The organism is Flavobacterium sp. RSSB_23 (genome assembly GCF_051547145.1).
Lineage (GTDB): Bacteria > Bacteroidota > Bacteroidia > Flavobacteriales > Flavobacteriaceae > Flavobacterium.
Genome location: NZ_JBPTTO010000001.1, coordinates 425,231 through 439,072 on the forward strand (window position 1 = coordinate 425,231; position 13,842 = coordinate 439,072).

The 13,842-nt window shown below is 33.0% G+C and carries 15 protein-coding genes; 3 read left to right on the top strand and 12 right to left on the bottom strand.

What is annotated here, in order from left to right:
- Positions 1-38 precede the first annotated feature (38 nt).
- From ACSVH9_RS01910 to ACSVH9_RS01950, 9 genes are all read right to left on the bottom strand, one after another.
- Complete coding sequence (locus ACSVH9_RS01910) at positions 39-1,391, bottom strand: DEAD/DEAH box helicase (protein ID WP_438062226.1); 1,353 nt, start codon at positions 1,389-1,391, stop codon at positions 39-41.
- A gap of 63 nt (positions 1,392-1,454) precedes the next feature.
- Positions 1,455-2,480: a hypothetical protein gene (locus tag ACSVH9_RS01915; protein WP_438062227.1), complete on the bottom strand. Its 1,026-nt coding sequence runs from the start codon at positions 2,478-2,480 to the stop codon at positions 1,455-1,457.
- A gap of 175 nt (positions 2,481-2,655) precedes the next feature.
- A complete protein-coding gene (locus tag ACSVH9_RS01920; protein WP_438062228.1) occupies positions 2,656-3,021 on the bottom strand; it encodes a response regulator transcription factor in 366 nt (121 codons plus the stop codon).
- Between the two features lie 15 nt (positions 3,022-3,036).
- Positions 3,037-5,256, bottom strand: a complete 2,220-nt coding sequence (locus tag ACSVH9_RS01925; RefSeq protein ID WP_438062229.1) for a DUF4838 domain-containing protein — start codon at positions 5,254-5,256, stop codon at positions 3,037-3,039.
- Between the two features lie 2 nt (positions 5,257-5,258).
- On the bottom strand, positions 5,259-6,524 hold the full coding sequence (locus ACSVH9_RS01930; RefSeq protein ID WP_438062230.1) for a YaiO family outer membrane beta-barrel protein: 1,266 nt from the start codon (positions 6,522-6,524) through the stop codon (positions 5,259-5,261).
- Between the two features lie 5 nt (positions 6,525-6,529).
- The gene (locus tag ACSVH9_RS01935; RefSeq protein ID WP_438062231.1) at positions 6,530-7,972 is read right to left on the bottom strand and encodes a glycosyltransferase family 2 protein; all 1,443 of its coding nucleotides are present in this window, start codon (positions 7,970-7,972) and stop codon (positions 6,530-6,532) included.
- Positions 7,963-8,745, bottom strand: a complete 783-nt coding sequence (locus ACSVH9_RS01940; RefSeq protein ID WP_438062232.1) for a hypothetical protein — start codon at positions 8,743-8,745, stop codon at positions 7,963-7,965. The genes ACSVH9_RS01935 and ACSVH9_RS01940 overlap by 10 nt, the downstream gene beginning before the upstream one ends.
- A 346-nt stretch (positions 8,746-9,091) precedes the next feature.
- Positions 9,092-9,856, bottom strand: coding sequence for a TIGR02757 family protein (locus ACSVH9_RS01945; RefSeq protein WP_438062233.1), 765 nt, complete (start codon positions 9,854-9,856; stop codon positions 9,092-9,094).
- A gap of 33 nt (positions 9,857-9,889) precedes the next feature.
- Positions 9,890-10,552 (bottom strand): ABC transporter ATP-binding protein, encoded by a 663-nt coding sequence (locus ACSVH9_RS01950; protein WP_438062234.1) that lies wholly within the window; start codon positions 10,550-10,552, stop codon positions 9,890-9,892.
- A 153-nt stretch (positions 10,553-10,705) separates the two neighbouring features.
- Here ACSVH9_RS01950 and msrA point away from each other — a divergent pair, with 153 nt between their 5' ends.
- Genes msrA through ACSVH9_RS01965 form a run of 3 tightly spaced genes read left to right on the top strand, consistent with a single transcriptional unit; the run spans position 10,706 to position 12,265 of the window.
- The gene (msrA, locus tag ACSVH9_RS01955) at positions 10,706-11,239 is read left to right on the top strand and encodes a peptide-methionine (S)-S-oxide reductase MsrA (protein WP_438062235.1); all 534 of its coding nucleotides are present in this window, start codon (positions 10,706-10,708) and stop codon (positions 11,237-11,239) included.
- A gap of 14 nt (positions 11,240-11,253) precedes the next feature.
- Positions 11,254-11,922: a GTP cyclohydrolase I FolE gene (gene folE / locus ACSVH9_RS01960; protein ID WP_438062236.1), complete on the top strand. Its 669-nt coding sequence runs from the start codon at positions 11,254-11,256 to the stop codon at positions 11,920-11,922.
- A gap of 40 nt (positions 11,923-11,962) precedes the next feature.
- Positions 11,963-12,265, top strand: coding sequence for a hypothetical protein (locus ACSVH9_RS01965; RefSeq protein WP_438062237.1), 303 nt, complete (start codon positions 11,963-11,965; stop codon positions 12,263-12,265).
- A gap of 40 nt (positions 12,266-12,305) precedes the next feature.
- On the opposite strand, the gene ACSVH9_RS01970 is transcribed toward ACSVH9_RS01965, so the two are convergent.
- The 3 genes from ACSVH9_RS01970 to ACSVH9_RS01980 form a co-directional block, all read right to left on the bottom strand.
- Positions 12,306-12,608 (bottom strand): DUF6787 family protein, encoded by a 303-nt coding sequence (locus ACSVH9_RS01970; protein ID WP_438062238.1) that lies wholly within the window; start codon positions 12,606-12,608, stop codon positions 12,306-12,308.
- Between the two features lie 32 nt (positions 12,609-12,640).
- Positions 12,641-13,072 carry a DUF6146 family protein gene (locus tag ACSVH9_RS01975; protein ID WP_438062239.1) on the bottom strand — a complete coding sequence of 144 codons (432 nt, stop codon included), beginning with the start codon at positions 13,070-13,072 and terminating at the stop codon, positions 12,641-12,643.
- Positions 13,073-13,188: 116 nt separating this feature from the next.
- Positions 13,189-13,746, bottom strand: coding sequence for a DUF937 domain-containing protein (locus tag ACSVH9_RS01980; protein ID WP_438062240.1), 558 nt, complete (start codon positions 13,744-13,746; stop codon positions 13,189-13,191).
- Positions 13,747-13,842: the final 96 nt, after the last annotated feature.

The following is a 13,842-nucleotide window of genomic DNA, read 5'->3' on the forward strand; positions in this document are numbered from 1 at the left end:
ATTTTATTAATTTGTGAATTCGTGGCTTTTTTTATGGCTTATTTGTTGGAGTCTTTTCTTTTTTTATCTCTTGTTTTAAGCATGTTTCTATTTACAGAACCATGTGTTTTCTTTTTGGTTTTTGATGGGCCACCAAGATTAACTTTTTTGTTTTTTTTGCTTTTTTCATGAAAAGCGCCATCTCCCTCAAGCTTAACTTTTTTCATTAAAAACTTAATGGGTTGACGGTCTTTTTCGGGTTCGATTAATTTGGTAGAAACCTCAACTTCTTCTGGGAAATTAGCTATCGGTAATTCCATATTCATCAAAACTTCTACTTCAATTTTAGACTCTTCTTCACGAGGAGTAATAAAACTGATGGCTGTTCCAGTGGCATCGGCTCTTCCTGTTCTACCAATACGGTGCATGTATAGTTCTGGTAGCTCAGGCATCTCGAAGTTGATTACATGGGTAATGTTCGAAATGTCTAATCCTCTTGCCATGATATCGGTGGTGATTAAGCCTCTCAAGTTTCCTTCTTGAAATTCTGCCATCGTACTTAATCGATAGTTTTGTGATTTATTGGAATGTATGACTCCAAATTGGCCTTCAAACAATTCATCTATTCGATTGAAAAGCATGTCCGAGATTTTTTTGTTGTTCACAAAAACTAGTATTCGGGTCATGTCTTCATTTTGTTCTAACAAATACTTAAGAAGATTGATTTTTGTATTAAAATTAGGAACATTGTATGAAACTTGTGTAATGTTTTCAAGAGGAGTTCCTGAGGCAGCAAGGGTTACTTCTTCTGGGTAATCAAAGTAATCATTCAAAACAGTATCTACTTCATCTGTCATTGTTGCAGAGAATAATATGTTTTGACGTTTGGTTTTCATCATTGCCAATAGAGCCGTTAATTGCGTTCTAAACCCTAAGTTGAGCATTTCGTCAAACTCATCGATTACTAATTTTTGAGTTTCATCAAAGCGAACAACGGCATCCAAAGCCAAATCCATAGTTCTACCCGGAGTTCCTACTAAAATGTCTACTCCTTCATAAACTGCTTTCTTTTGTGTATTGATGTTTACCCCACCATAGATTCCAAGTGTTTTCACCGACATGTATTTTGTCAATTTTTCTACTTCTTCTACAACTTGTACCACTAACTCTCTTGTAGGTACTAGAATTACAATTTTTGGGGTATTGGTATGAGTGAATTTATAAAGTTTCAATAAAGGAATTAGGTAAGCAAAGGTTTTACCAGTTCCTGTTTGTGCAATTCCCATCATGTCTCTTCCAGACATAATTACAGAAAAAGTCTTTTCCTGAATAGGAGTAGGAGAGGTAAATCCTATTTCATCGATTGCTTTTTGTAAGGATTTGGGAAGATTGAATTGCTCGAAAGTGCTCATTTGCATTATTTTTTTTGCAAAGATACTAATATAAGCTGTAAATACTATTTTCTTGGATTGTAGTTAGTAGGTCACTTTTGGAGAAGAAATAGTTATATCTTTTTTTAATAACGTTTCCAAGCAATATGTTGCACTATTCTTTAGTTCACTACTCTCAAAAAAAGACATTTTATCTTGCAGGTAATCTATTGTATTTTTTGAACCAATTACTTCAAGCGTCTGTAAACTTTGTTCTTGAAGTTGTGGAGTGAATTGTTCAAATAAAGAAAGTAGTGTGGTTTCGGCTTCTTGTAGATGAAGTTTTTTTATGGTTATTAGCGCTTCTTTTTTCACGGTATTACTTTTGTATGAAAGTAATTGGATGATGGCATTGGTGTCGTTTCCATTGCTTTCATGAGCGGCAATTTTTAGTCCTAACAATAAAATTGATGTTTTTTTTGCTTTCAACCAAAAATCGATATTGCTGTTATAGGGATACTTTTGTATGTAAAAAAGGTTTTCTATTTTTTCTTTATTTCGTTTGATTGTTTTTTTGCTTTGGTAAAGGGTATTCCCTGTTGCGATATTAGTTAACGAAAGGTAAGCAACACTTGCATTGGATTGAAGTAACTGATTTTTACTTTTTAAATAAGGCATTATTTTGTTTATGCCCTTTGAATAATTCATAGTTTGATAATGATAAAAACCAAGACATTTTTTGTAGATTTTACTGTCATTGATTAAACTAGAAGAATATTTTTGCAGTTTCAGTGTTCGGTATACTAACGTTATTGTTTCTGCTTCTTCTGGACTTAGTTTCTTTTTGATGAGAATCATTTCATCTATTAACATTTCTTTGCAGTAATTACGCTGCAATGGAATTTTTTTCTTTAACTCTTTTATTTTGAGTTTAATATATTCTTTGTTATTGTAATTATTGACAACATCTATTAAAAAATGTTTGATATAAGTGAGGGCTTTTTTTTGTTGTTTTTGATGGTATTTTCGGAATTGTGGGCGTAGCAATACCAACAGAATTACCAAAACAATGAATGTAATGAGTAGTAGTGTATAAGAGTTTGGAGCAATATTGAACAAGAATTCTTTCATAATTAAAAGAGTTACTCGATTTCAAAGATAGGGAAAACATCTTAAACATTTGTTAATTAATAATTTATTGTTGTTTCTTAACCAATTTGTAGTTTTTTTATTTATTGAAAAATGGTCAAAAAGTGCATTAAAATTGGCTTAAATGCTACTGAATGTTTAATTTTTTATGACTATTCTACAATAATCGTTTAATGCGAAGAAGGAGTTCGTTAGGATTAAAAGGTTTCGCAATGAAGTCAGCTACACCCAATAAAAAGGATTCCTCTACAGTGTTTTCTTCTTCTGCTAATGTTGACAAAACCACTACTGGAACGTCTTTTTGATAGGTTGTAAAGAATTTGATTACTTCAAAGCCAGACCTTGGTGGGACAATTATGGAAACCATTGCTAAGTCGATTTTTTTCTCTTTAGCAATTGCTATGGCCTCATTTGTATCGTGAGCAATTGTAACGTGATAATTCTCCTTTGTAAGCAGGATGGTTAGAATTTCAAGTGTCATTTCATCGTTTTCTACTATCAATAGTTCTGGAATTGCTTTCATAAGGTATACTGTTAGTTAGAAAAATTCAATTTCATCGAGCATTACCATCGGTTTTTTATTTTTCCGATTGCGCCATTCTGGAAGGCTCCGCTGATTTATTATTTTGATTTTAATGGTGTCAAAATTACTAAAAATAGTAGTGTTAAATTCCCAATTTTTTGTTGTAATGTCGTAATTTTCAGTTAAATGTTCTTCTTTTTTTGATGTGATAAGTTCCCATTTGTTGTTTTTTAATCCAAAAATAGTGACTTTATTTGGTGGAAATATCCAATGCCGTTGGTCTTCTAGGAAGCCCATTTTGAGAGTTGAATAGTTTATTTTTTTTGTATCAATGATTATCTCTGGGTCTTTTCCGTACCAACCCATCCAGTTGATATTAAAATCTTTGTATCCCTTTATTCCATCCAATAATCCCTTTTCTCCCTTTCCTGAATATTCATTTGCTGGTGGAGTGATTTGGGTGATTGTCATTTTTTCTCCTAGATGTTGCGATGTGTTTTGAGCAATATTCAACCAATCTTTGTAATAGGTTTCGGGTGATGGACCGCCTTCACTGAGTTCATAAATTCCATCATTTTTGCATTCTTGTGTAAAACGCTGCACACGTTCATTTAATCCTTCTTTAATAATTTTTTCCCCATTACTGTTGGTTATAAACAATCCGTGAGCATCTGCGCCATAAAACTTGGCTTGCTCAAAATAGGTGTATTCTAAGGCAAGTCTTAATTTTTCTACTCTTTTTTGAATCGTCTTATCTTCATCTACAGCTTGCCAAGCTTTTTCTAAAAATTTATCATATTGATTCATAGCCTCAGGAGTAAGATAGGTGGTTCTATTTTGCACTGGACCTGAATAAATATCAAGATATGCCTTGCTCTTCTTTTGATTTTCGGATAATAGCTTCAAATAATTTTCAATTTCTGAGGCAGCTTTGCCATAAAAACCTCTTAGGAAGTCAGCTGTAGTAGCTTTAACATCAATAGAAGCATCCCATAAAAGTTTTGCCAAAAGGTATTGTCTTAATTCACTAAAATCACCGGGGACATCAGCATATCCTTGCACGAAAAGGCCTTTTACGTTGTTTGCTTTAAATGTTGTATAGTTCTCTTCAAAATAAGATAGATTGGGAAAAGGCGACATATAATTGGCAAATTGAACCGTATAATCCCAAACAAAAAGATTTTTGCTAGCACTTTGCCATCTTGCAAGGGCGTTAGCCACTGGTTTATTGTTGTTTTTTAACGATATTGGGTTGCCACGATCCATTTCTATTGGACAAAATAATGTTGTAATATTTGATGCTATTTTTAAGTTTATAGGTGGATTGTAGGTATGTAAGTAGGCCAATGTACATAGTTGTTTTTTAGGGAATCGCTTTGCAATTTTGTTCAAGAAAGTGTACAGAGAACCTTGTGGGCCACCGTGATCTTTGTTGAGCTTACTGCATTGAGTACATTCACAATAAATCACATCATCATTTTGACTGATAGAAAAATAGCGGGCATTGGGCTTTTCGGCGATTACTTTTTTTAGTTCACTACAAACTAGTTCGACTACTGTGTCATTTGTCATACATAATGATTCCGCTCTCCGTTTTCCTTCATATAAAGCGAACAATTTTGGATTGGTTTTAAAATGTGTTTTTGGGGGTACTAATCGATCAAAAGTATGTCCCCAAAGACCAAAATCATCATTGAACCAGTCTAATTTGTGCCATTCCCGAAAAGCTTGATCATAAGAATCAGGGTACAATAAGGTTCTGTAAGCAAATGAAGGTTGGTATTTTTGATAAAAATTTTTTGGAAAGATAAATGCATCAGGTTTTGGTATATAGGATACTGTAGCGGTAAATTTTCTGAATTCCCACTTTTCTAATAGTGTATATACAGCATATTTTAAGGACTTTAAATTGGTAGCAAATAAGGAAATGTCTTGTGAGTTACTTTTTAGTATGAACTCTTGATCTTTTAATTCTTTATTGTTTTTTTGTATCTCAAGGATAATTTGAGCATCGGTTTTTGTGATATCCTTATCTTTTATTTCAAAGGTATTGGGTAATGATTTTTCTAAATAGGAATAGAGTATTTCAGCAGCAAGTTTAGATTCAGCAGAAGAGTAGATAATGGCTACTTTTTTTTGCTGATTCGAAATTTGGATGGTGTTAGATTGTGCCATACTACTAGTTAAGGAAGCAAATCCATTCATTACTAAAAAGAGTGCTATTTTCAGTTTCATAATTACAATTTATAGTGTAATAAAAGGGATAGCTCATATTCATTTTGAAACTCATTAGGGATATATTCTTGGTAATTGTAGTTCAATTGGATACCTGTAACGAATTTTTTTAGTAACAGTTTGTAATATCCTGCACCTATTCTGTAGGAGTATAATTTGAGTCGGTTTTGCAATTGAGCAATAGTGGTTCTTTCATCAGGAGACGTTCCAAAACCTATATTTAGTGTGGCATAATCGTATTTTGTATTAAAGTAATACCGATTGTTTAATGTGAATACTGGATTGTACTTCTTCTTGTTATTGTTAAGATAAGCCTTTACAGACAACCAATAAGAGCCGATTGTTTTTGAAACTCCTGTTACCAATGTGAGAACATCAAGATTTTGGGTTTTGATGAAACGGACTCCCAAATCGGCTTCCCAACTTTTTTCCCAATTTAAATAGAAAGACCCACCCAGTTTGTATTTAGGAAAAACAAGGTCGTTACTGTAAGTAGCATCCCAGTAAGTATAGCTTCTTTTGCTGGTTTTGTAATACGATTCTATTTCAAATTGCATTCCTTTTGAAATGGAATTATTGATAGCATATCGCTCAGCATAGCTAATTCTACCAATTATTGAGCCCCATTTTTGATCATTAACATACTCTAAGTTGAGCAAGTGCCAAGGTCCAATTTCTTTTCGGTCAATAGCAGTGTAATTGTAGTTAACTCCAATCCTGTTGTTTCTCTTCTCTTGATTTATCTGTTCAAATTCCGAGAGGGTTTGGGGATCGTTAGGAAATATTTCAAGGGTTTCTTTTAAGCTTTTTATTTGTTGTTCACGCTCTTGAAGTAAACCATAGATTTCTGATTTCTTTTGATAATAAACTAGTGATTTTGGATATAGAGTTAAGGCTTTTTCTGTGGTAGCTAATCCTTCATTATACTTTTTTTCATGGATATTTAAGTTGATTAGATACAAAAAGGCTTCTTCGTATTTCGGGTTTTTATCTAGTACCATTTTGTAGTAATATCGGGCGCTATCTGTTTGTTTGATGAATTCATAATTTCTTCCTAGTAGCAATTGAAAATCTAAATACTCAGGCGCTATTTTTTTTCCCAACAAGCATTTTTCTATATTCTTTTGATAGTTATTGGAGGTTTTCATGTCTGCTATAATGGAGACGAGCAAACTATCGGTATTCATTTTTTGGGCACAAAGAGATAGTGTTCCTAAAGAGAAGAACAAAATCAAAGTATAATAATGGTATCTATAGGATTGTCTCATAAGTTTTAGATTTGTTTGGGTTGTTCATATCCTTTTCTAACCATAACTCCCCATTTTTGTTCTTTTTGATTAAAAAAGTCCCAATATCCTTTTAATGAGGTATAAATGGTTAAAGGATGGTATACGAGGGGTTCAATTATTGCCATTCCTATCAAAATAAGAAGCTCTTTGTAGTTTGCATAACTGCGATACAAAATTTCATCAATTAAAATGCAGACCAAGGTGATGAATAAATAAACCAAATAGACAAAAGCTGTCATGATAATTAGGAATTCAAAATTAATTAAGCCCCAAACATAGGTTAGTATAAGTACAAAAATTCCCAATAGCTCGATGATTGGTACCATAAATTCAAAAGCAAAAAAGAAAGGTAATGTTACAAAAGCGGTTCTACCATATTTTTTATTGTAAAACATTTTCCTATGTAAGTATAAGGTTTGAACCAATCCTCTGGCCCATCTTACGCGCTGTCTTATAAAAACAGTTCGGGTTTCAGGTACTTCTGTCCAACAAAGTGATTCCGGGATGTATTTTATCAAAAAAGGCTCTTTTTTCTCATGCATGTATTTTCTCATGCGAGTGATTAATTCCATGTCTTCGCCTAGGGATTTGTGCCAATAGCCTCCAGCTGCAATTACTGTTTCTTTATCAAACATTCCTAATCCACCAGAGACGAGTAACAAGCCATTGATTTGACTCCACGCCATTCTTCCAAAAATAAAGGAACGTACATATTCTAACTCTTGAAATCTGGGATACCATTTTTTAGGAAAATGAACTTTTATCAATAAACCATCTTTTATCTCGCACGAATTGGATATGCGAATACCAGCGCCAGTAGCAATTACTTTTGTTTCGTTTTCTATGAATGGTTTCGCTAGTTTTAGAATTGTATTTCTTTTGAGAATACAATCTACATCCGTGCATAAAAATAAAGGATACTGTGACGAATTTATGCCCGCATTCGATGCATCTGCTTTACTTTTTCCATTTTCTTTATCTACAATTAAAAGCTTTGAATAAATTGGATTTTTTGATTTATAATGCCCTCGTACAGGTCTGGTTTTTATTTTTTCTTGATAATAAAAATCCACTTTTTCGAGTTCAAATTCATCTATTAATTTTATTAAAGTATCGTCAGTACTACCATCGTTAATAATGATGATTTCATATTTAGGATAGGTGAGCGAGAGTAACGATTTTACGTTGTAGACAATATTTACCCCTTCATTAAATGCTGGAGCCACTACAGATACACCAGGCATATAGTTTGATCTTGTTACAATGTCATCTTCTAACAGCTTTTTATTATGAACATGTTTTGCTATTGCGATGTAGGATAGTATGGCTAATATGAAATAAAAAACCACATACGATAATGAGAATAGTGCAATGAAAATCTCATAACCATATAAAACTAATGCTACTAAACTTTTGATTATTTCCATACTGTTTTTACATGTTTTAACATTTTTTGCAACTCAAAATTGGTTGAAGCTAGTTGTTCTGCTTGTATAGGGTTTAATTGTTCAATGCAATAAATGGCTGACAATTGTATGTCAACATCTTTAATCTCATGTATTGTGTCACTTATAAAATTTGTTGTTTTAATTGTGCCAATATTGGCTAAACATCGATAACAATTAATTTGAAATTTTTTGGAATGGCTTGTGATAATTTCTAAAAGTTTATCTTCTGCTTCAACAAGAAGCAACTTGTTAATCGTTTTTAGCACTTCTGTTTGTACTGATTCAGATGGATGATAGAGAAGTTGCAAAATTTGATCTGTGTCTGCTCTGTGGTTGTAAAAGGCTCTGATTTTTAAGCCTATTTTTATTAATGATATGTTTTTTGATGATAAAAGAAAATCTAAACTTTTTGGATACTCTTTTTTCTTATAGTAAATAATATCCATGATTTTTATAACATTCAATTTGGATATTCGTTCGGGAGTATAGATTAAATTCTCTTCACTTAGATTGGTTAGAGCAATATATGTAACATTAGCATTGGAGCGAATTAAGTCATTTTTACTTTGCAGGTATGGTGTAATCAAATGCTTTCCTTTTCTGTACTCCATCATCATAAAATGATAAAAACCGATGCATTTTTTATAAGCTCTAAAATCACCTATTAATTTTGAAGAATATTGATTTAGTTTTAAGCTTTTATACAAAAGGCTTATTATAATTAGCTTATCTCCTTTAAGGTTCTTTTTCAACCGAATCATTTCATCAATAATCAATTCTTTGCACCAATCGCTATTAAACGGAATGCTATGTCTAAAAAGTTGAAGTTTTTGTTTTACTTTTTGCTTGTGAAATTCTTCAATTGTGATTTCAATTAAAAAATGCTGTATGAATGTGCGGTATTTTTTTTTGTTTTTGAACGACCATTGATTGTGTAATCGTTTAAAAATTAAAAAAATACTAGCAAAAAGAATTCCAACAAGAAGGATTGGAATTGCAAAGTTTTTAATATTATAGAGAAATGTATCCATATAAACATTTGTATACCAAATGTAATAAAAATAGGAATAAGTTTCTGTAATATAGGGTATTATGTTTTTAGAAGTCCTCGAAAACTCCTAGGCCAAATAAGGCAAAATCATACTTAACTGGATCTTTAGGGTCTAAAAGTCGGAGTTGAGTGTCGAGTTCATAAAGTGCTTTAGCGTCATTTTGTTTTCTGGTTAAAAGGCCTAGTTTTCTTGCTACATTTCCAGAATGTACATCAAGCGGACACGATAGTTTGGAAGGGGAAATGCTTTTCCAAATACCTAAGTCTACACCTTTTTTATCATGTCGGCACATCCACCGCAAATACATGTTAATTCTCTTCGCTGCGGAGTTATTCAGCGGGTCGGATATGTGTTTTTGGCTTCTTTGAGGTTGATTCGCTTCAAAAAAAACTTTTTTAAATTCATGTATGCTTTTTTGGACACTTGTTGCCTCTTGATGTTTTGCAAAAACAGATTCTAAACCACCATGATTGTTATAAACGTGTTGCAATCCTTTGATAAAAGATTGAAAATCCTGTCCATTAAAGGTTCGATGAACAAATGTATTGAGTTTTTCTAAATGATGTTCTGAATGCGATAAGACAAAATCATATGGAGAATTCCCCATTAAATCCATCATTTTGATACTGTTTTTGATAATCATTTTGCGGTTGCCCCAAGCAATAGTGGCACTCAAGAAACCTGCAATCTCGATATCTTCTTTTTGAGTAAATAAATGCGGAATTTGAACAGGATCACTTTCTATAAAATCTAGGGTGTTGTATTGTAGTACTTTTTCGTTAAGAAAGTCTTTAAGTTCAGCCTCAGTCATATTTTTAATAAATGCTTTTTTGGGTCCTAATCGTTAAGCACTAATTTGCCCATCAACCATCACTAATTTTCTATCTGCCATATTGGCTAACTCCTCATTGTGTGTAACAATAACAAAGGTTTGTCCCAACTCGTCTCTAAGTTTAAAGAAGAGTTGATGCAAATTTTCTGCTGATGTAGTGTCCAAATTCCCTGAAGGTTCATCTGCAAATAGGATGTCGGGTTTATTGATTAATGCTCTAGCTACCGCCACTCGTTGTTGTTCACCACCTGATAATTCGTTTGGTTTATGATGATGTCTATGCGAAAGCCCTAAATAATCCAATAATTTCTTTGCTTCAATTACTGTTTCTAATTTGTTTTTTCCAGCTATAAAAGCAGGAATACATACATTTTCTAATGCGGTAAATTCGGGTAATAACTGATGAAATTGAAAAATAAACCCTAGGTTTAAATTTCTAAAACGAGACAGAGCTTTGTCGTTCATTTTCAAGACATCTTCTCCATTAATCAACAAACTTGAATTTTCATTCGAAGTCGGTCTGTCCAAAGTGCCAAGTATTTGAAGTAAAGTGGTTTTTCCAGCACCAGAGGCTCCCACTATAGATACAATTTCTCCTTTTGTGATATGTAAATCAACTCCTTTTAAAACCTCAAGTTGGTCGTAGAATTTATGTATGTTTTTTGCAAGTATCATTCCAATCTATTTTTACAAAGAAACAAAGATTTTGTCTGCCACTCAACTATTATAAAATTTCTTTATAGTAACATTTATTAATATTTAGTTAAATCATCTTTTTTGTTTAATTAATCACTATTTTTGTTAAACAAAATTATAATTCAATTTTTAATGAATAAATCAATTGCAACATTTGCTGGAGGCTGTTTCTGGTGTACCGAGGCTGTTTTTTTACAGCTCAAAGGAGTAGAATCAGTAGTATCGGGTTATATTGGAGGTACTGTTGAAAATCCAACCTACCAACAAATATGTACAGGTACAACAGGACACGCAGAAGCTATTCAAATTACATATGATGAAGACTTAATTGCTTTTGAAACTCTTTTAGAAGTATTTTTTGCTACACACAATCCAACAACACTCAATAGACAAGGCGCCGATGTAGGAACACAATACCGTAGTGAAGTTTTTTATCATTCGGACAATCAAAAGTTACTTGCTGAAGCCTATATCCAGCAATTAGAAGAAGCTAAAGTTTTTGATTCCCCTATCGTTACTCAGCTTTCACCAGTTTCAAAGTTTTATCCTGCAGAATCGTACCATCAAAACTATTATCAACTCAATAAGCAACAATCGTATTGTCATTACGTCATTACTCCCAAAATGAACAAACTTTCTGAATCGTTTACTAGATTATTAAAATAAATAACACCTAAAATATGAACACAGTATTAGACAGAGAATTAATTGAAATTTTAGGTGATAATCACCAAGCCACTAGTGCAGATACACCTCTTAGAGCTGACGCATTTGTAAAATCGGATGCCCAGAAAATGGAACGAATTGAGCATCATTTTCACGCCATTATGGAAGAAATGGGATTGGATATGACAGATGATAGCCTGAGCGGTACCCCGTTTCGTGTAGCTAAAATGTACATTCAAGAAATTTTTAGTGGGTTAGACCCTAAAAACAAACCCAAAATTTCGGTTTTCGAGAATAGCTACCATTATGACAAAATGCTGGTTGAAGCCAACATTAATTTCAACTCTACTTGCGAACATCATTTCTTGCCAATTGTGGGTAAAGCACACATTGGTTATGTCTCTAGCGGAAAAGTGATTGGTTTGTCAAAATTAAACCGAATTGTTGATTATTATTCTCGTCGTCCCCAAGTTCAAGAGCGCTTGATTATGCAAATTTTTAATGAATTAAAAACTGTTTTGGAGACGGATAACGTTATCATTGTTGTGGAAGCCAAGCATTTGTGCGTTTCAAGCCGTGGAATCAAAGATGAAACTAGTTTTACCTCTACCATTCAATATGGTGGGATTTTTAACGAAAAAGAAAATAGAAATGATTTCTTCAATATGATTAAGCAAGAATAAAAGGCACTATTTTTGTTTGGACTTTTTCAAAAATTAAAAAATGACAAACCAAGCAGAAATTAGCGCTGAAGCTTCTCTAAAAAAAAGACATTTATTTTTAAGTATCTTGTTTGATGCCATTGGGATGGTCTCTTTTTCCATTCCATTGATTGGTGAATTCTCAGATGTTATTTGGGCACCTTTAGCGGGTTTTCTGATGACCTGGATGTACAAAGGAAGTGTAGGCAAAGTAGCAGGAGCGATTACATTTATAGAAGAAGCTTTTCCTTTCTCGGATGTTATTCCCACGTTTACTTTGACTTGGATATACACTTATCTTATCAAGAAACAGAAAAATTCTTAATTAATACCAACAAAAAAAGCTTCAGAAATGAAGCTTTTTTTTATGTTTTGAAAAGAAAACCGAGTCCCATACTTCGGAGCATTTTTTTTTCGAAAGCCCAAAAAAATCGAAATTGACCAAACAAAAATCCTATGCAAACTAAAAGTACTTGATAAATAGGAAAAATAAGTACGAGTCGGATAGGAGTGAACCAAAGTCCTAAATCGGCTTTGGTAATACCTAACCAATAACAAAACGGTTTAGATAACCATGCGGATGCTGAACCAGTGATTGCAAAAACAATAAAAATTAATGTTAATTGAAAGTTACTTTCTATTCCCCAACGTTCTTTTAATTTTTTCATTCTAAAGTGTCAATTGTACAAATATACTAAGATTATCGTATCGGGACATTGCCAAATAGCCTTTGCTGGTATCGATTTTGGAAATAAATCATATAATTGTAGATTAAATAATTCACTTCGTATCCATAATTTATCTGTGGGTCATAATTTATTGTCATTTCATATAAATTTGGGTCAAATCGTAACGGTTGTTGCGCTCTATTGTTCCATTCTGTAATATAAAATCGGTTCTTATTTTCTAAATAAAACTGCGAATAATAACCTCTTGGAAGTGCAATAGAATTCAGCCAAGTGCTAAAGCCAGGGTCAATAATGATAACCTCGTATTCAAGTGAATCATTTGCAATTCTTACCGTGTCTCCTTTAACGGCAGCGGTGGCAGGAAGAGAGGCGAGATTGTTTTTTGGAGTCGAACAAGCGCCAATTACTGCAATAAGCACGATTATAAAAGCTATCTTTTTCATGGCTTAACTATTGAAATCGAAATTTACAAAATCTGAGCCTGAAAAATGTAAATTCTATCATAAAAAAAGCGTCATTTCTTTTAAGGAAATGACGCTTTTCTCTATGTTTTTAGCTTTTATTTACCAAATAATTTACCGAGTATTCCTCCAATTCCGCCACTGCCTTTTGCTAAATCCATGGCGTCACTAATATCTACTTTACCATCTGCATTTTGGTCTAAACCAAATTGTGTTCCGTACTTAGAAATGGTATCCATAATACCGCCAGCTTGTGCACTATTACCAGCAATTGCGCCAATAATATCCGAAATTTGAAAACTATCGTTTGGGTCATTGGCTTTGCCCATCAATCCTCCTAGTATTTTCGGAATCATATCTCCAGCAACACCAGAAGCAGCTTCTCCGCTTATTCCGAATTTCTCACTCAAACTTCCAGTAAGTTGTTGTGTGATTTGTTGGACTGCAGGATTCGAACTATCCTGAGCATTATTGCCTTGCAACAAACCTGCCAATTGCTCAACTCCTCCTTCAGAAGACATTTTTTGTAAACTAGCAAAAATGGAGTTACCCGCCTCTTGCATAACTGCCTCGTTATGTTCATTTGGGATAGCGCTGTTTTTTACAACAGCATCCTCTCCAAATTGCTGTACTAATTGTGTTAATTGCTCAAGCATAGGATTTTAGATTTAAAGTATTCTCAAATTTAAATAAAAAAGGGTAATTTATAACTACTGTTAATAAATTACCCTTTTGGTATGTTGAAGGCTTAA

Bases quoted from the DNA above. Each gene is read 5' to 3' on its own strand.
- ACSVH9_RS01910 (WP_438062226.1), bottom strand. From the start codon at position 1,391: ATGAGCACTTTCGAGCAATTCAATCTTCCCAAATCCTTACAAAAAGCA.
- ACSVH9_RS01915 (WP_438062227.1), bottom strand. From the start codon at position 2,480: ATGAAAGAATTCTTGTTCAATATTGCTCCAAACTCTTATACACTACTA.
- ACSVH9_RS01920 (WP_438062228.1), bottom strand. From the start codon at position 3,021: ATGAAAGCAATTCCAGAACTATTGATAGTAGAAAACGATGAAATGACA.
- ACSVH9_RS01925 (WP_438062229.1), bottom strand. From the start codon at position 5,256: ATGAAACTGAAAATAGCACTCTTTTTAGTAATGAATGGATTTGCTTCC.
- ACSVH9_RS01930 (WP_438062230.1), bottom strand. From the start codon at position 6,524: ATGAGACAATCCTATAGATACCATTATTATACTTTGATTTTGTTCTTC.
- ACSVH9_RS01935 (WP_438062231.1), bottom strand. From the start codon at position 7,972: ATGGAAATAATCAAAAGTTTAGTAGCATTAGTTTTATATGGTTATGAG.
- ACSVH9_RS01945 (WP_438062233.1), bottom strand. From the start codon at position 9,856: ATGACTGAGGCTGAACTTAAAGACTTTCTTAACGAAAAAGTACTACAA.
- ACSVH9_RS01950 (WP_438062234.1), bottom strand. From the start codon at position 10,552: ATGATACTTGCAAAAAACATACATAAATTCTACGACCAACTTGAGGTT.
- msrA (WP_438062235.1), top strand. From the start codon at position 10,706: ATGAATAAATCAATTGCAACATTTGCTGGAGGCTGTTTCTGGTGTACC.
- folE (WP_438062236.1), top strand. From the start codon at position 11,254: ATGAACACAGTATTAGACAGAGAATTAATTGAAATTTTAGGTGATAAT.
- ACSVH9_RS01965 (WP_438062237.1), top strand. From the start codon at position 11,963: ATGACAAACCAAGCAGAAATTAGCGCTGAAGCTTCTCTAAAAAAAAGA.
- ACSVH9_RS01970 (WP_438062238.1), bottom strand. From the start codon at position 12,608: ATGAAAAAATTAAAAGAACGTTGGGGAATAGAAAGTAACTTTCAATTA.
- ACSVH9_RS01975 (WP_438062239.1), bottom strand. From the start codon at position 13,072: ATGAAAAAGATAGCTTTTATAATCGTGCTTATTGCAGTAATTGGCGCT.
- ACSVH9_RS01980 (WP_438062240.1), bottom strand. From the start codon at position 13,746: ATGCTTGAGCAATTAACACAATTAGTACAGCAATTTGGAGAGGATGCT.